This is a genomic window from Candidatus Poribacteria bacterium, from assembly GCA_026702755.1.
GTDB lineage: Bacteria > Poribacteria > WGA-4E > WGA-4E > WGA-3G > WGA-3G.
In genome coordinates this window covers 17,120-34,996 of sequence record JAPPBX010000001.1, presented here as the reverse complement: position 1 = coordinate 34,996, position 17,877 = coordinate 17,120, and the positions used below count along the sequence as shown (strand labels likewise).

The 17,877-nt window shown below is 47.8% G+C and carries 17 protein-coding genes; 3 read left to right on the top strand and 14 right to left on the bottom strand.

Translation table 11 applies throughout. From position 1 onward, the window contains the following. Window positions 1-23: 23 nt before the first annotated feature. The 8 genes from OXH39_00155 to OXH39_00120 all read right to left on the bottom strand — a co-directional run bounded on the left by OXH39_00155 (window position 24) and on the right by OXH39_00120 (window position 9,164). Entirely contained in the window at window positions 24-1,916 is a 1,893-nt protein-coding gene (locus OXH39_00155) for a carbon starvation protein A (protein ID MCY3548841.1), read from the bottom strand. Between the two features lie 36 nt (window positions 1,917-1,952). Next, window positions 1,953-3,122: a xylose isomerase gene (xylA, locus tag OXH39_00150; GenBank protein ID MCY3548840.1), complete on the bottom strand. Its 1,170-nt coding sequence runs from the start codon at window positions 3,120-3,122 to the stop codon at window positions 1,953-1,955. 238 nt (window positions 3,123-3,360) lie between these two features. After that, a complete protein-coding gene (gene thrC, locus OXH39_00145) occupies window positions 3,361-4,689 on the bottom strand; it encodes a threonine synthase (protein MCY3548839.1) in 1,329 nt (442 codons plus the stop codon). Next, complete coding sequence (gene scpB, locus OXH39_00140; protein MCY3548838.1) at window positions 4,689-5,327, bottom strand: SMC-Scp complex subunit ScpB; 639 nt, start codon at window positions 5,325-5,327, stop codon at window positions 4,689-4,691. The genes thrC and scpB overlap by 1 nt, the downstream gene beginning before the upstream one ends. Before the next feature lie 11 nt (window positions 5,328-5,338). Then, entirely contained in the window at window positions 5,339-6,169 is an 831-nt protein-coding gene (locus tag OXH39_00135; GenBank protein MCY3548837.1) for a segregation/condensation protein A, read from the bottom strand. Between the two features lie 82 nt (window positions 6,170-6,251). After that, entirely contained in the window at window positions 6,252-6,935 is a 684-nt protein-coding gene (locus tag OXH39_00130; protein MCY3548836.1) for a site-2 protease family protein, read from the bottom strand. Between the two features lie 34 nt (window positions 6,936-6,969). Beyond that, complete coding sequence (locus tag OXH39_00125; GenBank protein ID MCY3548835.1) at window positions 6,970-8,424, bottom strand: CCA tRNA nucleotidyltransferase; 1,455 nt, start codon at window positions 8,422-8,424, stop codon at window positions 6,970-6,972. Window positions 8,425-8,483: 59 nt separating this feature from the next. Then, window positions 8,484-9,164 carry a cyclase family protein gene (locus OXH39_00120; GenBank protein ID MCY3548834.1) on the bottom strand — a complete coding sequence of 227 codons (681 nt, stop codon included), beginning with the start codon at window positions 9,162-9,164 and terminating at the stop codon, window positions 8,484-8,486. A gap of 164 nt (window positions 9,165-9,328) precedes the next feature. Here OXH39_00120 and OXH39_00115 point away from each other — a divergent pair, with 164 nt between their 5' ends. Together OXH39_00115 and OXH39_00110 are read left to right on the top strand one after the other, a co-directional pair. Further along, entirely contained in the window at window positions 9,329-10,204 is an 876-nt protein-coding gene (locus tag OXH39_00115) for a GNAT family N-acetyltransferase (GenBank protein ID MCY3548833.1), read from the top strand. A gap of 54 nt (window positions 10,205-10,258) precedes the next feature. Then, window positions 10,259-11,152, top strand: coding sequence for a GNAT family N-acetyltransferase (locus tag OXH39_00110; GenBank protein MCY3548832.1), 894 nt, complete (start codon window positions 10,259-10,261; stop codon window positions 11,150-11,152). A gap of 51 nt (window positions 11,153-11,203) precedes the next feature. Here the strand turns inward: OXH39_00110 and OXH39_00105 are convergent, their stop codons facing one another. The 5 genes from OXH39_00105 to OXH39_00085 all read right to left on the bottom strand — a co-directional run bounded on the left by OXH39_00105 (window position 11,204) and on the right by OXH39_00085 (window position 16,940). Continuing rightward, entirely contained in the window at window positions 11,204-11,974 is a 771-nt protein-coding gene (locus OXH39_00105; protein MCY3548831.1) for an inositol-phosphate phosphatase, read from the bottom strand. 57 nt (window positions 11,975-12,031) lie between these two features. Beyond that, window positions 12,032-13,843, bottom strand: a complete 1,812-nt coding sequence (locus tag OXH39_00100) for a lipase maturation factor family protein (protein ID MCY3548830.1) — start codon at window positions 13,841-13,843, stop codon at window positions 12,032-12,034. 60 nt (window positions 13,844-13,903) lie between these two features. Next, complete coding sequence (locus OXH39_00095; protein MCY3548829.1) at window positions 13,904-15,133, bottom strand: DegT/DnrJ/EryC1/StrS family aminotransferase; 1,230 nt, start codon at window positions 15,131-15,133, stop codon at window positions 13,904-13,906. 33 nt (window positions 15,134-15,166) lie between these two features. Beyond that, window positions 15,167-15,919 (bottom strand): hypothetical protein, encoded by a 753-nt coding sequence (locus OXH39_00090; protein MCY3548828.1) that lies wholly within the window; start codon window positions 15,917-15,919, stop codon window positions 15,167-15,169. Between the two features lie 190 nt (window positions 15,920-16,109). After that, the gene (locus OXH39_00085) at window positions 16,110-16,940 is read right to left on the bottom strand and encodes a phosphatase PAP2 family protein (GenBank protein ID MCY3548827.1); all 831 of its coding nucleotides are present in this window, start codon (window positions 16,938-16,940) and stop codon (window positions 16,110-16,112) included. Window positions 16,941-17,022: 82 nt separating this feature from the next. Here OXH39_00085 and OXH39_00080 point away from each other — a divergent pair, with 82 nt between their 5' ends. Next, window positions 17,023-17,184, top strand: coding sequence for a hypothetical protein (locus tag OXH39_00080; GenBank protein ID MCY3548826.1), 162 nt, complete (start codon window positions 17,023-17,025; stop codon window positions 17,182-17,184). A 148-nt stretch (window positions 17,185-17,332) separates the two neighbouring features. Here the strand turns inward: OXH39_00080 and OXH39_00075 are convergent, their stop codons facing one another. After that, window positions 17,333-17,854, bottom strand: coding sequence for a molybdenum cofactor biosynthesis protein MoaB (locus OXH39_00075; protein MCY3548825.1), 522 nt, complete (start codon window positions 17,852-17,854; stop codon window positions 17,333-17,335). Window positions 17,855-17,877: the final 23 nt, after the last annotated feature.

The window sequence follows — 17,877 nt, the reverse complement described above, 5'->3', positions numbered from 1 at the left end:
AGACGGTACTACTTATCGGCAAGTTAATCGGCAGCAACGCTTTCCAACGGCGGTAGTTCCGGGTAATTCCCGCGGGCGTTTCTCCATGCGATGACACCTTCAGCGATCATCCAAATCTGTAAGGCTTCCACGACAACACCGAATCCGAAGAGCAAATACTTGCCTTCAAAGAGCCAACCTGTTTCCGGATTGAACATCTGGTGTAGCATTGCCCACGCAGGCATGATGAGCATGACAATCATCGGAAGGGCTGCGAACCAGATCGGTTTATTCCGACGGACGAGGTAGAAGACGATGACCATGAAGGCTAATCCTGCTAAGAGTTGATTCGTTGCGCCGAAGAGGGGCCAAAGCGTCAAACCACCACTGCCGGGACCGCTCGGTCCTTGTAGCAGGGCAACTGCAGCAGCGAGCACTAATGCAAACGCAGTTGCTATATAACGGTTCATCAAAGGCTTGAAGTTAACCGTTTGTGCCAGTTCATAGATAACATACCGTTGGAGTCGGGTGGCTGTGTCTAACGTTGTAGCAGCGAAACTCGCAACGAGGACCGCCATAATCGCAATCCCCATCTTAAGCGGGATACCGAGGGAGGCGAGGAAATTCCCACCCCCATCAACAAACGCGCTTACCTTTGCCTTGAGTCCGTGGCTTACCCAACCGCTGACGACCGTGGTAGTTCCATCAGCATTCGTTTCCGTTTTGATAGCATAACGCGCTTTCCAAGCATCATGATTCGTAACAGGGACTGCACTATCTGCTTTGACAATAGGTTCAAACCTGTAATTTGCACCAGTACCAGCGCGATTAAAAATCCCCATACCGATGCCAGCACAACAAGCGAGAATAACGATAACGGCAAGTCCACCTTCGAGTAGCATTGCCCCGTATCCTACATATTGCGCGTCGCTCTCAGAGGCAACCTGTTTGCTGGAGGTCCCAGAACTCACCATACAGTGGAAACCGCTGACGGCACCACACGCAATCGTAATGAAGAGGAAGGGCCAGATCGGTGGGGCATCCGGTGGAATGTCTGAGGCAACAGCAGGGGCGGATGCCGTTAAATCTGCTCTGCCGGTTAAGCCTGCTACGGCGAGTCCAAGCACCAGTAGGAGCAGTGCTAATACAAGTTCGTGGCTATTAATAAAATCGCGGGGTTGTAGAAGTGTCCAGACTGGTAGTACGGAAGCGATAAAGCAGTAGACAAAAAGCACCAGCGTCCAGATCACCACAACGTTCAGATAGGTTTGTCCAAGGAGTGGAATGCCGAGCCATTGACTTAAGTCGATCGGTAAAATGTATGCCCCAACTGCCATCCCTATGTACATGATACCGAGTGCAACGATAGATGGGATCAGGATATTGCCACCCCTGCGATAGATCCAGAGACCGATGGCGATAGCGAGCGGGATTTCCACCCAGACCGACAGCACAGATTCTGGATAATAGGAGAAAATGAGGGCGATGACCAAACCGAAGATAGCAAGGACAATCGTCAAGCCCATGAAGAGAACGAAAAGGAAGAGAAATTTTGCGCGGGGTCCTATCATTCGACCCGCAACTTCGCCAACGCTCTGCCCACGGTTACGTAGCGAAACCACGAGCGCGCCAAAGTCGTGAACAGCACCTATAAAAACGGACCCAAGGACGACCCACAGCAATGCCGGTAACCATCCCCAAAAAACGGCAATTGCGGGTCCAACAATCGGACCTGTGCCAGCGATGCTTGTGAAGTGATGCCCGAAGATGACCTCTTTTTTGGTGGGGACGTAATCGACATCATCTCTCAGTTCTTGACTCGGAACCGTTGCTTGGGCATCTAATCCGAAAATTTTTCTCGCTAACCATTTACCGTACGTATGATAGGCGACGATGAAGCCGACAAAACTCAAAACAGCGATAATAAGCGTATTCATAGGCGAAGCTCCAACTTTTTTCCAGGGAGCCTTAGATTACCTGACTCCCGTCAAAACTTCAAATGTGAGTTGATCCAATTTCTCGTATCCAAGTCCTTTTTGTGCAAGGGTGTCCGGTTCAAAGTCTATCTTTCTCAGTTTCCCGACGCTCTCAGCGTTATAGTTTGCCATGAGTGCTTCAAGTTCGGGATCGCGTGCTTGCAGTTCCGCAAGAATCCCCTGAATTTCCGCGTCTTCGTTGAAACGGCGTGCTTTTTCCTTCAAAATCAGGTAGCTCCGCATGCATCCTGCAGCGAAGTCCCAAACCCCTTGTTCATCTTCAGTGCGATACGCGTGAGCATCAAAGTGGCGGCTGCCATCCCAGTTCATGTCCTCAAGGAATTTAACGAGGAAAAACGCACCTTTGATGTTTTCGGAACCGAAGCGCAGGTCTTGGTCGAAACGGCTCATCTTCTGGTCATTGAGGTCGATGTGGAAGAGTTTGCCTGCTTCATAAGCTTGTGCGACACCGTGGAGAAAGTTTAACCCCGCCATCGTTTCATGGGCGAATTCGGGATTAACGCCGACCATTTCCGGGTGGTCAAGCGTTTCGATAAAGTGAAGCATGTGCCCTGTCGTGGGTAGGTAGATGTCGCCGCGCGGTTCATTCGGCTTCGCCTCAAGCGCAAATCGGAGATCATACCCTTGGTCTTTGACGTAGTGCGTGAAGTAGTTCATCGCCTCGCGGTTCCATTTGACGGTATCCGGTCCGTTTTTAGAGGCATCTACTTCTGCGCCTTCGCGTCCACCCCAAAAGACGTAAATGGTCGCACCTAATTCTACGCCGAGGTCAATAGCGTTCAAGGTTTTCTGGATTGCAAACGCCCGGACCTTCGGGTCGTTAGAGGTAAACGCGCCGTCCTTGAAGATTGGGTGGTAGAAAAGATTCGTTGTCGCCATTGGCACCTTCATGCCGTGATCGGCGAGTGCCTTTTTGAATTCGCTGACAATGTTATCGCGTTCGACAGCTGTGGCATCGAAAGGAACAAGGTCGTTATCGTGTAAATTGACACCATAAGCACCCAATTCGCTCAATTTTTGGACAGTGTATGTGGGTTTCAAGGGGGGCCTGACAACATCACCAAATGGGTCCCGTCCTGGATTACCGACGGTCCACAATCCAAAGGTAAATTTATGTTCAGGCTTAGGCTGATACTGTTCTGACATTCATTCACTCCTATTGTTTATTAATTTTGGCTTAAGTTAGTAAACTAACATTTAGATTATACCATATTTGGCATATTTTTTGCAAATTCTGACCAATACCTCTTGCGTTGGTTTCAAAGAAGGTGCTCTATTGGATGTGTCGTTGAGGTCCGCAGATGCTGATTAGAAGACGTGCTATCGTCCTCAGGAGATCGCCCCTACGGTCTTAGTGCAGAAGGACACTTCTGTAAGCAGCACATTATACATCAAGGTGTGTGGAAATCTGTTTCAGAACGCCTTCATAGTCTGCTTCTAATTCAACTGGGGCATTTAGGTAACGGGGTGGTGGTTCATCAGGTGTGAAGTTGTGATATGCGACCTTGAAATCCGGGAACTTGAGTCCGTTGGCTGTGGAGATAACGATGACCCTGTCATCGGGGAGGATCTGCTTTTGCTCAACCATTTTTTTAAGGACAGCCAATGCTACTCCGGTATGTGGGCAGTTAAATAACCCTGTTCTATCGGCTTTCGCCGCAGCGTCTGCTAATTCTGCTTCTGTTGCTTGGTCAACAATTCCATCGAACCGTCGCAGGGTTCGGATAGCACGGTGGATTGAGACGGGATTGCCGATCTGGATTGCTGTGGCTTGTGTCGCTTGTGCTGTGATGGCGTGGAACTCCGTGAAATCTGTCTGATAACTTCGGTAGAGCGGATTTGCGCGTTCGGCTTGGGCACAAGCAATCCGCGGAAGTTTGTCGATGATACCGAGTTCCAACATCATTAGAAAACCGAGTCCGAGTGCTGAAACGTTGCCGAGGTTCCCCCCTGGGATGATAATCCAATCAGGCACTTCCCAATCGAACTGTTGGACGATTTCGATGCTAATCGTTTTCTGCCCCTCAATGCGGATAGAATTAATGGAGTTCGCAAGATAGAAATCTTTTCGGGCAGAGAGTTTTTGGACGATTTCCATACATCCATCGAAATCCGTCTCAAGCGAAAGGGTCAACGCACCATTGGCGATGGGTTGAATGAGCTGCTCACGCGTAACCTTCTCTTTCGGTAAGAGAATTATTGCTGGGATACCTGCCGCGGAGGCGTACGCTGCCAAAGAGGCAGAGGTATCACCAGTAGAAGCACACATAACAGCGCGGAGGTCTCCAGACTCAGACATAATCTGTTTTACCATTGAGACCAGAACGGTCATACCAAGGTCTTTAAAAGAACCGGTATGACTGTTACCACACTGCTTAATCCACAGGTCCCTTAAGCCGAGTTGTGCCCCGAAACGTTCTGCCCAGAACAGATTGGTGCCACCCTCACACATAGAGATGATGTTCTTATCATCAATGTTCGGACAAACGAGTTCCTTCTTTCCCCATACACCGCTACCGTACGGATATTGTGTGCTCATGTAGCGGTGCTCAAAGAGCGATTTCCAGTCCGCAGCACTACGCTGTTTCAGCACATCTATGTCGTGTTGGACTTCTAAAAGCCCGCCGCAGTTTTTGCACCGGTAGATAACTTCAGTGAGCGGATACGTTTCATCACATCCTTCGCTGCACTGGAACCATGAATTGTAGTTCATTATTCTGCGCGCTCCTCCATCATTTCTGGAAGTAGGCTTTCGGTAGGTTCGCCCATGTTAGGTGTATTGAGGAGTTCGTCAATTTCATCGAGTGAAGGCAATTCAGATGCATCCTTCAATCCGAATTGTTGGAGAAATTCGTCTGTGGTTGAGAAGAGCAGTGAGCGACCCGCCTTTCTGCCAGCGATACAAACAAGCCCTTTTTCAAGGAGTGAATTGAGGACGCTATCGCTATTTACGCCGCGGAGTGCTGCGACATCAGCACGTGTGATAGGCTGTTTGTAGGCAACAATTGCAAGCGTCTCTAAGGCAGATGGAGAGAGCGTAACGCGAACCTGTCGAGTATAAAACTTCTGAATCCACTCCGCGTATTGTGGACGCGTGCAAATTTGATAGCCGTTTGCTATTTCAACAAGGCGGAAACTGCGTCTCATTTCTTGATAGTCTTGGCGCAGTTCGTCGAGTTCTCTCCGGATAGCGCGCTTGTCTAACTCCGGCAGCACTGCTTGAAACTGGTCCACCGAAATCGGTTCGCTCGCAGCGAACAGAATCGCTTCCAAAATTGATTTAGGTTTTGGCATCGATATTGGGCCCGGTTCCTCTACCGGATCGACAGCGGTAACATATTCAGAATCCATAAACAAAGTTCCTAATAGTCTCGTTCTTCTGAACGAGGATTTTCTACGGTCGGAGGCGGCGCGACCTCGCGCGCAGACGCTTGATGTTCCTGTTTAACGATGTAAATGCTCTCAAAGTGGTCGGTTTGAACGGTGACAATTTTCCCTATCCGAATAAGTTCTAAAATGGCGAGGAACGTAACAATCCAATCCGCTTTGCTTGCGGATAACGGAAACAGTTCATCGAATAAAAGTTGGTCTGCGATCTCCAACTGCCTCTCTATGAAGCCGATTTTGTCTTCAACGGTGATTGTTTCTTCTTCGACTGTTTCGTACAACTCTTCGGGGTCTACCTCTGCAGCGCGGTCATTTATCGTCTTGAAAGCGGTAAGCAGATCAAACAGCGACGCTTTAATCTCGAATTCACGTGTGCCATCTAAATCGGCATGCAGTTTAGGACTTCTATTATAGACCCATGTCTGTCGTTCAGCGTAGACATCTAAGACTTGAGCAGCCTCTTTGAATTGTTTGTACTCTAAGAGCTGTTTAACGAGTTGCTCTTGGTCGCCGATTGCGTGTTCGGCACTTGGAGTGAGTTGCGGAAGAATGCTCTGCGATTTAATATGCAGAAGTGTCGCTGCCATCACCAAAAATTCGGATGCCACATCAAGATCCAGCTGCTCCATTAAATTGACATACTCCAGATACCGATCCGTAATTTGCGCGATCTGAATATCATAGATATCCATCTCCTCCTTCTGAATCAGATGGAGGAGCAAATCTAATGGTCCTTCAAAACCATCTAATTTCACGGAGTACATCGGGACTGTAGCGTCAGAAGTTGGAGTCGTTTCAGTTAACATTTTTATCTTTTTTAGTGAAGGTAGTCTCTGTGGTATTTGTGGATATGTGTTTCCGAATTTTAAGGTAGAATGGTAATTTTGCCTATCGTAGACCCACGATTTCTGCTATCAAATTGAGCGTGCCGTAACTGACATCGCCAAGGAAATTAAATACAATATTTGGTATACCGAAGATACCCGGAAGAAAAATAAGGCACATCAGAATCGGCATGCCATACGGACTCAATTTTTCAAATTGGAATGCTGCTTCTCTCGGGAGCAAACCTCTCACAACACTGAAACCGTCTAACGGAAAAAGTGGGAGCATATTGAATGCTGCGAGAAACACACTAATCAACGCTGTAATAATGACTTGCCTGTTAATTTCATCATGTAGTGGAGATTGACGCGGATTAAAACCTGTAAATTCCAATACTATACTGAGTGCTCCCAAAATCACAAAAGTGAGAACGATATTCATGAATGGGCCCGCAGCGGCGATAAGCATCAGGTCTCTTCTTGGGTTTTTCAAATTGTAAGGGTTAACCGGCACCGGTTTTGCCCAACCAAAGAAACCGCCCCCAAAAAGTGTACCGAGCAGTGGGAGGATCAGGGTGCCAATAATATCAATATGTACACCCGGATTCAATGACATCCGTCCCTGATCGCGCGCTGTCGGATCCCCTAACATATCTGCTGATTTGGCGTGGCCCCACTCGTGAAAGGTTAACAGAATAATGAACTGGGTAACTCTAAGGATTGCTACATAAGGATCGAAATTAGACATTATCTATTTGGCACCGCTTGCAAGCCAAATCTTGCTATACAAAAGTTCGTAAGCGGGAATATGCCTCCTCTTTTTTGTTTATTTCTCCGTCTAATTGTGCCGCGAACAATTTCCAAAGTTGAGTTTCAAAATTCTTGCTCGGTTTTTCCCCCAAAGTAATCAAGTCTTTTCCTGTGATAAAGGGTTCGGTCTTTCGCAAAACAAAAAGGTAGTCTTTTATTTTCTCCCGTTTCCATTTTGGCAGGGTCGTATTTACACAGCCGAGTGCCAGTGCTTCAGTTGGATAGGGTTTTAGCAGTTGGTATATTTCACTCGGTCTTGCTGTTTCCTTCACAGGCGCGAGTGTTTGTTCCAACTCTCTGTAAGCAGTGAGTGGCGTTTGCACTCGATAAAGATGCCCATCGCCGCATACGTAGGTTATCGTATTATCGGTATCAACAATGCACCATTTTCCTTTTTGATATTCGATAAACGCGTTCTCTGATAGTGGAATTCCGAGTTTCGCAAAGGCAGCGTGTGTCACTTTTTCGAGCGACACCTGATGTTTTGCAGCTTTCGCCCGGCTTATGAGTCGTTGAAGTTGATGCTCCAATACGAGTTTTAAACTGAGTGCCTCGATCTGATAGATTGGCGTTCCGGTTCCCAAAAATGCCATCCAGCGCACGAGTTCGGGTTGAAATTCTTCATCCGTAAGGTGTGTAGATGCCCAAGCTATCGCCCGTTCGGCTTTCTTAAAATCGCATGCAAACGTCGTTGATATATTCCACCCTTCAGAGATAGTTTTCCATACGTCGAGTTGTGTGAGATGTTCTACAATCTCTGATGCATTCTTTTCAAGAAGTAGTCTGTCAATCTCGTTCCGTATCCGTTCACCGCTAAGTCGTGCTAATACGGGTAGTGCTTCCTGAATCAGAATTGTGTCAGTTTCAGCGATCCGAAAACCGTAGCGTCCGGCATACCGAGCCGCACGAAAAATACGCGTCGGATCGTCTATGAAACTCTGCTTGTGGAGTACCCGAACGATACCGGATTTGAGGTCTTCTAATCCACCGGTCTTATCGACGATGGCACCGAAGGCACTTGTATCTAAACGCATTGCAAGCGCATTGATTGAAAAATCCCGCCGATGTAAATCGTCAGTGATAGTCCCGCTTTGCACTATAGGTAACGTGCCTGCGTCTTGATAAGTTTCACGGCGTGCCGTCACGAAGTCCACTTTCGGAAGGCTAACATTTTCCGGTGTAACGGTTGCGGTGCCGAATTGTGGATGCACCTCTAATGTCCCGTTCCACCTGTCACATATCGCATTTGCGACTCGGATTGCGTCTCCTTCTATAACGATGTCGATATCAAGACTCGGTCGTTTGAGCAGGAGGTCTCGGACGAATCCACCGACAAGGTAGGTTCCCTCTCCACCTACTTCACCGATTTCATGTAACAGGTTTAAGATCGGTTCAGGGATATTAGGTGTCATTTCTTTTGGAATCAAATGAGGTTCCCGTGTTGTAATCCTGTCTGAAGGAGAAATATATCTAATCTTTAAGTTTCCTATACAAACGCGAACACACGTGTCGGTGCCCCGGAGCTCCGTGCTAACTTTAGGGGTGCAATTACAACATAGAAATGTGTCGGCAGTTGACTTAGATTACACAAATCCTCAACGTGCGGGATACCGGCTCCAAGAAAAACGAGATGTGCTGGAGGTAAACCGTCGTGTAAGGGTGGATGCCCTGCCACCGAGTCGATGCTACACGCGTCTGTCCCGATAACCTTTACGCCTTTTTCGACGAGGAGTTCAGCAGCGTCTTCACTGAAGCCGATCCACTCTCGGTTAAAGTTGTCCTGATAGACGAATCTATCCATTCCTGTCCGCATAAAGACGATGCTGCCTTCTGGAATCTCACCATTTTCGGCTATCCACGCCTTAATATCTTCGGCGGTCACCGCGTCGTTCGGTTTTTTAATCGCTGAAAAGTCCATCAACACAGCGTGTCCGGTCAGTTTCTCCTTTGGAATTTCTGCGATAGTTGCCCCACCGGGATACATTAAACAGGGAGCATCCATGTGCGTAGAGTAATGTCCGGACGTGTCAATACGGCTTTCAAAATAACCATCTTTTTCCAACGTCGCTTGGTCATAAATTTTGGCAGGATCAATCGGCAGCTCACATGGACTATTTTCATCGACCACATAAGACAGATCCAGCACGTTTTGAAAGTCAAGGTGCATTTTGGTGTGTTTCTCCTTCCTACAAACATGTCGCCTTCACAAGGCTTGATATGTAGTATAACACATCCTCTTGAATTATTCAAGGAAATCATATCTCGCGTCCTCCAGCAAAGTGCATCCGTTTTGGTGTATAAATGAAAACTATTTCGTCCGGAAGGAAGACTATGCGGCAGAAGATTATTTACAGACATTGGCAGCTCGGTGATGATGATGCTATTTTGGAATTATTGTTACCTGCTGAGCAAGTTGATGAGAACATCTATAGAAATAAGGATATTGAAGCAGAAGGGATACGTTTAGCACTTATCAATGAAAGGGTCGTAGGTCATGTGTGGGGTGAGCCCTGTTCATTTTTCATTGAAGACAAGTGCCAGAGGTTTGTAAGTGTAGGTGCTGTCTTTGTTGCGCAAGATATGCGTCGCCAAGGGATAGCTGCTCGCTTAATGCAGGATTTGCATACACACTTCCAAAGAAAGGGGTATCGTGGCAGCATTCTTGATGCAGATGAAGAGGCAGCGATTCGATTGTATCAGAAAGTTGGTTACCAACAATTGACACAAGATTTACAAACCCAACTTCCACCAAATCAGAATGCATCACAACTCAAATGGGCGGAAGTGAATCTCAGCGATTTAAGTGCTATACCTCAGTTAGATGAGATGTGGGCAAAACAGAATTTCCCTGTTAGCTGCCATCAACAAAGCATAAAAGTACATCAGTATACTATGAGTGGGTACCGTATTTTACGTCAGGATCAAAACATTGTCGGTTATGCAAGATGGGATGAACCCTCAGAATATTATCGACATGGGTTAATTCGTGACCCTATTGCACCAGATATGGATCCGATGGAGGTTATTGCATCAATTCAATCGGCAATACCGACAACCCGCACTTGGCAAACAGCGGAAGGCGGAAGGTATGAGGCACCTCTTCGTGCATACGGTTGCACATTTGAACCCACAACAACCGTTATAATGCTTTCATCCTTCGGTCAGGAAATTGATTTGACAGAACACCACCGAGCCGCTTGGTGGTGAAATTGATGAAGAGTTCGTAAAAGAGTCATTTATGATAAAAAATAAAGGAGACACATGCGTAGTCCGATTACTTACAGACATTGGCAACCCGGTGACGATGACGCAGTTTGGGAGTTGTTGTCAACAGGGCCCTTCAATATCAACAGAGATTACTACCAAAAAAAGTTTAACGACGGATACCTCGAACCAGAAGGCGTTCGTTTAGCATTCGTCAATGAAAGAGTTGTTGGACATGTATTCGGCTCAGAAACTTATATGTATCTTGAGGGTAAACCGCAAGATTTTGGGATGGTAACAGTTATGTATGTTGCCCCTGATATGCGTCGTCAAGGTATCGCAACCCGATTGATGCGGGAACTGAATCCATATTTTGAGCGAAAAAATTATCGAGGGTGTATTCTTGATACGGACACAAGAGAAGCGTATCAATTATATCGGAAGGTCGGATGTCAAGAGGTTACAAGGGAGGTACGCACGCAACTCTCGCCACGTTCCGATGCTTCCGAACTCAAATGGACATCGGTGAATCCTGAAGACTTTGATGTTCTGCATGACATTAAAAAAAGATGGGCAGACCAGAATTTTCCTGTGTATTGGAATCCTGAATATCCAGAGGTGCATCAGTTCAATATGAAGCAGTATCGTGTTTTGCGTCGCGGCAAAAGCATCGTCGGTTATGCGAAATGGGATAAACCCTCAAAATACCATCCGCAAGGCTTGGTGCGTGACCCGATGGTGCCAGATGAAGACCCGATGGCGGTTATTGCATCGGTGCAAGCAGCGATTCCTGCCCCGCGCGCGTGGAAAACCGCTGAGGGGAGTAGATACGAAAATCCGCTCCGTTCCCTCAGTTGCATGCTCCAACCGACAGAAAAAGTAGAGATGTTATTGGCCTTTGGTACTGAAATTGATTGGAGCGGCCTTCCGCGAACGCGCCCTTTTTGGTAGTCAATTGCTAAACACTACTGACAAGAACATAAACTTATCATAAGTCCGCTGTTAGGCATCTTTAAAATAGTCCAAAACGGTGTTATGCAGCATGCCATTTGTCGCTACCAATGAAGCAGTATTCTTTGTAACCGCTTGTCCTTGTATATCGGTTACCTTTCCACCGGCTTCCTGCACGATAACAGTGATGGCAGCGATGTCCCAAATACTAATCGCCGCTTCAACGACAGCATCCGCTCTTGCAGAAGCCACAAGGTGGTACATGTAGAAGTCTCCGAATCCTCTGGAGCGTGCAGCATCGTTGATAAGGTTGTAGATGCCGGGAAAGGTGCCTTTTTCTACAAACCACTTCAGCCCACCGTGGCATACCATTGCGTCTTCGGGGTGCGTCACATTGGAAACGGTTATCGGTTCACCATTCAGGAAAGCACCCTCGCCTGCTTCCGCATAGAGGAGTTCGTTTAAAAGTGGGGCATTGGAAACGCCGAGGATAAGTTCTTCGCCTTTCATCAACGCAATCTGCGTGCCGAAAATCGGGATTTTACGGATGTAGTTTTTTGTGGCATCAATCGGGTCGATAATCCAGACATAAGGGGAATCTCCTTCTTCGATTCCATACTCTTCACCTAAGAATCCGTGGTCTGGAAACGCTTGTTTGATGGTTTCACGGATGATTTTTTCCGCGCCTCTATCGGCGAGTGTAACCGGCGTTTCATCGGCTTTCATTTCAACTTTCATGGCATCGCCGGTGTAGTAAGCGGTGATAATTTCTTCGGCGTTTTTGGCTGCTTCTAAGGCAACCGTTAAAAATTGACTGGGCATGAATTCTCCTATTTAATTCGTGAAATTGGATAACACATTGGTGTGTCTGTTACTTTCCTATCGGAGTGAAATTGCTGGGCAATAAATCCTTTTCCATTCGCGGGACCACCACGTGCCTTCTGAACGTTTTGTTGTGAGGTCCGTGAATCTATAATCGTAAAGGGTCGCGCGGACATAACGTGGCGGTGAGTCTGGAAACGGATTTTCTGCTAATAGCCGTAGCACCTCAGATTTGCCTTGTAGCAACGCTCCCATGAAATTCAGAAACCATGGTGTGTTGCGATAGCTGCCTTGGAGGGCAGCAAACCACATCTGCCAATCGAGTCGTGGTTGGTGTGGAGCAACCCATTTAGGCGGAACCGTCAAGTCTCCCGGTTTCCATCGGAATTGGTAAGGCTTCCACGTTATCCGATCATTGCTACCCTCAACGATAATTTCTGGACGCGATTCCGTCATGTCCGCAAACAGTCCGTAGGTATTCACACTCCGAAATGGGGCGATCCATGCAACATCTGGAAGTTGTGCCTCTCTAAAGAGTTGTCCGCCGAATCGGATACTGCTCAACAGAAAGAGAAGCACTGCTGCTACCGCTATACCGATACGTCTATATTGACGAAGCGGTTTTTCAATTGTGTGGATGGTCGGCATAAGCCGTTTCGGAAGAAGTGCTTTCCACATCACATCGTCGATGAGCAAGAAGCACAGTACAATTGTCAGTAGGTTGAAGAAGCAGTAATTTCCTGTCAGGATGATGAGTATTTGGAGCACTATCAATCCGATGCATCCCACAGTTCGAGCACGTCGCGGGGCGAAAATCAGAAACGGAACGACCAACTCAGCCGCAAACATACCGATAGTTGAGGCTTTGTGAAACCATTCCGGGAACTGATGGGTATACCATCCGAGCCACGTCGGCAGGGGTTGTGTTTCATAGTGGAAGTTGAGGGCAGTGAGGTTTCGCCACACCTCATCACTCGCGAGTTTAACAAACCCGGAGGCAAACATCAGGCGGAACAGGAGCCAACGTAACAGCCACAAAAACGCAGTGGAGGATTGGAACGTGCGTGTAAATGTATCACGCAGTTGCAGTGGCGCGAAAAAGATCGCCAGAAAGCCCGCCTCCAAGAGCAGGACATCCCATTGGAAACTCAGAAAAACTTGTCCGACTGTCACGAGCGACAGATAAACCGCCCACAAACCGACTAAGGCGAATGTTGGTACAAAGCCTGCGATTAAGACCAGAGACAGAACAACGCCACCAGCGCACAGGAAATGGAGAAAGGCATCTGACGTGTTCAACCAGAACAGTGTTGGAACGAGATAGTAACCTTCTGTCCCGATTTGCTGACGGACAACCTCCAAATACTGCCCTGCTGGTAGGATGCCATTGCTGCCAACAAGCCCGTGAATCTGTACCCACAAGGACAAAAAGGCAATGAGGTAGATACAACCGAGTCCTCGCAGAAACAGCCAACGCGACAGATAGAACGTTGTTCTCTCAGTGTGTGCCCCCCAAAACCAGCGCGTCAGTGCCGAGAAAAACAGGCGGTGCTGTGCGACGAAGCGGTAGGCCCACTCCGACACGCCTGCGAACCCGGGCAGGTGATAGTAGCACCAGAGAAGTAAGCCGTTGTTCAAGGCACGCAGCACAGCCTCTGCACCGCTCAAAATTGTTCCATTCTGGAAAATCAATTGAACTGATCTCTCGAATGCTGAAAGGGGTATATCGGGAAATTCCGCAGCCACCTCTTGATACGGCGCATACTCAACGCGATCGCCGGTGATATGCTGCCACTGAGCGATCCAGTATCGGCAAAAATCGCAGGCGTTATCGTAGACAAGGAGCGGTTTGCTGCTTTGTGGTTGCATCAAAATCCCTGACGAGATTTGCCCAATCCTTCACGCTTTGTGCTAAACATAGGGAGAAGATTAACGCCATGCCTGATGAATCTTAGCAATGGCTTCCGCAATCTGATCCATGTCTCTTGTCGAGCCGAGGAAGAGGTTCTGGAAAAGCCACACGCTCTGTTCACAGACTGATGCTGCATTTGGACAAGGCAACGATCGAATGAGGTGAGGATATTTCTCCGCGACGTGTGCCATTCCTGGTTCCTGTGAAAGTGGAGAACGGTAACCGATGGAACACGGAATGCCTTCAGCAGAGAGCGCGTCCACAAATTCCTGTCGCGATTTGCCACCGAAGCCTTTGGAATCGTACCGCAGGCAGTAGAGGTGATACCCGTGTTTGGTAACCCATGGCGCGAGTTCTGGCGGTGTGATACCCTCAATTGTCGCCAGAGCGTTGGAGAGATAAGCAGCGTTTCGGTTGCGGAGATCGGTTTGTGCCTCCAACAGTTCCAAGCGCACTTGCAATATCGCTGCAAGATATTCTGAGGGGCGGTAGTTCCAACCGAGTCGTGGATATTCCCATCTTGCACCACCGGGAGCACGTCCGACGTTCATGAAGGCGCAGACTCGGTCGTGGATGTCTTTGTCATTCGTTGTGACCATGCCACCTTCGCCGGAAGTCAAATTCTTCGAGGCTTGGAAACTAAACGCACCGACATCACTAAGAGAACCAACCTTTTTCGTCTGATATTCTGCGCCGTGTGCCTGCGCGCAGTCCTCAATAATCGCAAGTTGGTGGCGTTGGGCAATTTCACGTAATGCCCCCATATCTGCTGGATGACCGCCGAGATGGACGGGGAGAATCGCACGAGTTTCAGGACCAATAGCCGCTTCAACACCTGCTGGGTCAATCGTAAACGTTTCTGGTGAAATGTCCACAAACACCACGGTGCATCGACGTTCCAACACTGCGCTCGCAGTCGCTACGAACGTATAATTTGGCACGATGACCTCACCTCCATCGCTAAATCCGTCGAGGTCCAGTGCTCCGGCTAAAGCAGCACTGATTGAATCGGTCCCGTGCGGCATGAAGAGGGCGTAGTTTGTTCCGGAATATTGGGCGTATTGTTCGTTGAAACGTTCAATCATCGCGCCTCCTGAGCCTTCATTACTACTCAGGTATACCTCTCGAAGCAGCGGTTCGACTTTTGACTCCCACTCTTCAGTTGTTGTGAGGGGCCATGAGGACCACGGTTCGCTTTCTATGTTGCGGACAGGTGTACCGCCTGAAATTGCCAGTTGGTTGGACATGCAAATCTCCGATTTATCAGTTAGTTATCTGTCTTAGCGGATGGGGTTTCCATCTTCATCCACGTACACGACTTCCCAGCCTGCTGGTTGCACACCAGTATTCAAAAGATCAAGCTTCTGTTTCTCAGAGAGTTCGGGCCCCTTAGTCGAAATATGCTCTCCGTTCTTCGATTTTGTTGTGGTGCGCGTCGTATGCCAAATGTTAGCCGTTGACTCCGTTTTTTGTACGTAGATTCTCCCCGGAATTTGGGGCAACGCATTTTCACCTATCACAACCCACTCTTCTGTTTCTGGATGGACTCGGTTCGCTTCAGTGATGAGTTGATGCTCATGTTGGAACTCTTGGATCAAGGTGTCAATATAACTCGCTTTAACGATCTCCCAGTCATTTTCGGTGTGAAATTCTTTCAAGATCATATCCGAGCGGACGTTGAGGTATCCACTATAAGCCTCGAAATTCTCTATCGTGCCCCCTTTATTGAGAAGCATCTGAAGCCATTCTTCACGAGGGTATTCGGCATCTATATGTTCCAGTGTAAACTCAAGGTGGCGTTTTTTGCCAGAAGATGTCTCTGAAGCGGTAGCCCATTTTGTTGCTTGTGAACTGTATCTCGCATCAAACGCTTCCATAAGACCTTCAACGGTTTGGGGTCCGGTATATTTCTCTATGGGTGTTTCAAAGCCCAACTCTCTCCGTATTTCGAGATTCGATATTGCCTGACACCCAACAAAAACGGTTACGAAAATGAGAAGGAGTAGCGTAATTCGTACAACGTATTTTTTCATGGTTTTTCCCTTTTTCTTGAGTAAGGTTTCTTGAGTAAGGTGTCGAATGTTTGGAGGATGTGTTTCCGTGAAGAGCACTTGCATTCAACTATCTGCGTTAAGTTTATATATTATCCAAAAAACTGTCAAGGAAAAATCAGTGCTCTGAGAGGCCATCTTTAAGTTTTTTATACCAAAATTCCTATGAAGACTAAATGATTGTGGTCGTGATGCCAAAGACGATGCCAGCCAACGCTGCGCCGACGAGTGCATCAATCGCATAGTGGAATCTACCGTAGACGGTGCCGAGGGTTAATCCAATACACATTGGCAGTAGAATCAGAAACGCTGTACTATCGTAACGGAGGGCGTAAAGCAGCACAATCACTGATAGCGAGACGTGTGAACTCGGAAATGCTGTGCCTTTCGATGAACCTCTTGAGACAATTGAATGTGTGAGTCTGAAGAAGAAACCCTTGGACAATTTCCCTTGAATCTTTTCAAAAAGGTAGCGCGGACCGGTGGCAGGCAGAAACGGATAGCAAAGCAGACTCAGATTAAAGGTTAGTGTCTCTGCGAAAACTGTTTCTTGAAAAGGACCTATCCTCCCGCCGAAGTAGAGCCATGCCGCTAAAAACACGGCAATGACGTAGTAACTAAAGTAGCAGAGGTGTAAAATCTCCGATAGGATTATGGATGGAAACCGATCGCTGAGTTCAAGGCTTGGCATCCCTTTAAAGACCCGTTTTTCCCAGTGGATCACTGTTTCATCGAAATAGTGTTGAAACATCATCTGTGTCAATTTTCCCATCTCGAAATAGAAAATTGCGATGGTGGACAGTGGGTACCAATCGCGTAGAAATTGCAAGGGAAACGGCATCTGTTCATTGACGAACGTTAGTGATACAATACCAGCAATCCAGAGCACACGTGTGAGCAAATAGAGGGAGTAGTGTGCGACATTTTTGTGGAAAATCAGGATAAGTACACCTGTAAGTGCTAAATATCCAATAGCAACCCAATCGTAGGGAAGAAAGTTCATAGATCTATTTTCAACGCAACATTATGGAGTTTTTTCAGAGAATTTACTCTATGGAAAAAGACCTTTAGGGATGGAGATCGCTATGGCAACTGGAACAGGACACTGGACTGAATACTTGTGGCCCAATCCCGAAACCGGCGCGGATGAACAGAAACGCACATGGTCAATCCGCCACGACGGCTACCTTTTCAGTGCTGGATACTGTGAATTGATAGATGAAGCTGCCGTACCAGAAGCAAATTAGATTGAACTTCGGCGAGGTTCAGAGTCCACACCGGACGCTTGTAACACAAACGGAAAGTCGGGAATCGGAGTGTTTTTGCTATGGTGTTTCCCCACCTATAGCAAGAGTCGGGAATCGGAGTTCCCTCCTACAAAGAGCAGGGATGGGGTTAACGTCCGACTTCCCATGCCAGATGTTGCAGTTCCGGTCCAATCAGCTTTTCCCATGCCAATTGCACCGCGGCGGTTGAACCGGGTGTAGAAATAACCACTTTTCCGCGGTAGACCCCTGCAGTCGCTCGTGAAAGCATCGCTGCTGCACCGACTTGATCGTAACTGAACATCCGAAAGAGTTCGCCGAATCCGGGAAGTGTCTTTTCCAACTTCCGATTGAGAATATCGAATGTGGTGTCGCGCGGGGCGATGCCGGTGCCACCGTTGAAAAGGATGACCTGTGCATCGCTTTCCGCCATTTCGTCTAATACTGATGCGACTTGGTCGGGTTCGTCTTTGATGATTTGATACGCGGTGACGCTGTTTCCCTCTGCGGCGAGTTGTTCGCGTAGGAATGCTGCGTTTTTATCGGTTTCGGGGGTGCGTGTGTCGCTGACGGTGACGATCGCCACGGCGACAGGTCCCTCTTCGGTTGCCATTTCTCGGTGTTGTTGTGTACTTGTAGAAGTTGTTGACATTATAGTGTTATCTCCTTTCGGTT

Coding starts and splice junctions, on each gene's coding strand:
- OXH39_00155 (MCY3548841.1), bottom strand. CDS start 1,916: ATGAATACGCTTATTATCGCTGTTTTGAGTTTTGTCGGCTTCATCGTC.
- xylA (MCY3548840.1), bottom strand. CDS start 3,122: ATGTCAGAACAGTATCAGCCTAAGCCTGAACATAAATTTACCTTTGGA.
- thrC (MCY3548839.1), bottom strand. CDS start 4,689: ATGAACTACAATTCATGGTTCCAGTGCAGCGAAGGATGTGATGAAACG.
- scpB (MCY3548838.1), bottom strand. CDS start 5,327: ATGGATTCTGAATATGTTACCGCTGTCGATCCGGTAGAGGAACCGGGC.
- OXH39_00135 (MCY3548837.1), bottom strand. CDS start 6,169: ATGTTAACTGAAACGACTCCAACTTCTGACGCTACAGTCCCGATGTAC.
- OXH39_00130 (MCY3548836.1), bottom strand. CDS start 6,935: ATGTCTAATTTCGATCCTTATGTAGCAATCCTTAGAGTTACCCAGTTC.
- OXH39_00120 (MCY3548834.1), bottom strand. CDS start 9,164: ATGCACCTTGACTTTCAAAACGTGCTGGATCTGTCTTATGTGGTCGAT.
- OXH39_00115 (MCY3548833.1), top strand. CDS start 9,329: ATGCGGCAGAAGATTATTTACAGACATTGGCAGCTCGGTGATGATGAT.
- OXH39_00110 (MCY3548832.1), top strand. CDS start 10,259: ATGCGTAGTCCGATTACTTACAGACATTGGCAACCCGGTGACGATGAC.
- OXH39_00105 (MCY3548831.1), bottom strand. CDS start 11,974: ATGCCCAGTCAATTTTTAACGGTTGCCTTAGAAGCAGCCAAAAACGCC.
- OXH39_00100 (MCY3548830.1), bottom strand. CDS start 13,843: ATGCAACCACAAAGCAGCAAACCGCTCCTTGTCTACGATAACGCCTGC.
- OXH39_00095 (MCY3548829.1), bottom strand. CDS start 15,133: ATGTCCAACCAACTGGCAATTTCAGGCGGTACACCTGTCCGCAACATA.
- OXH39_00090 (MCY3548828.1), bottom strand. CDS start 15,919: ATGAAAAAATACGTTGTACGAATTACGCTACTCCTTCTCATTTTCGTA.
- OXH39_00085 (MCY3548827.1), bottom strand. CDS start 16,940: ATGAACTTTCTTCCCTACGATTGGGTTGCTATTGGATATTTAGCACTT.
- OXH39_00080 (MCY3548826.1), top strand. CDS start 17,023: ATGGCAACTGGAACAGGACACTGGACTGAATACTTGTGGCCCAATCCC.
- OXH39_00075 (MCY3548825.1), bottom strand. CDS start 17,854: ATGTCAACAACTTCTACAAGTACACAACAACACCGAGAAATGGCAACC.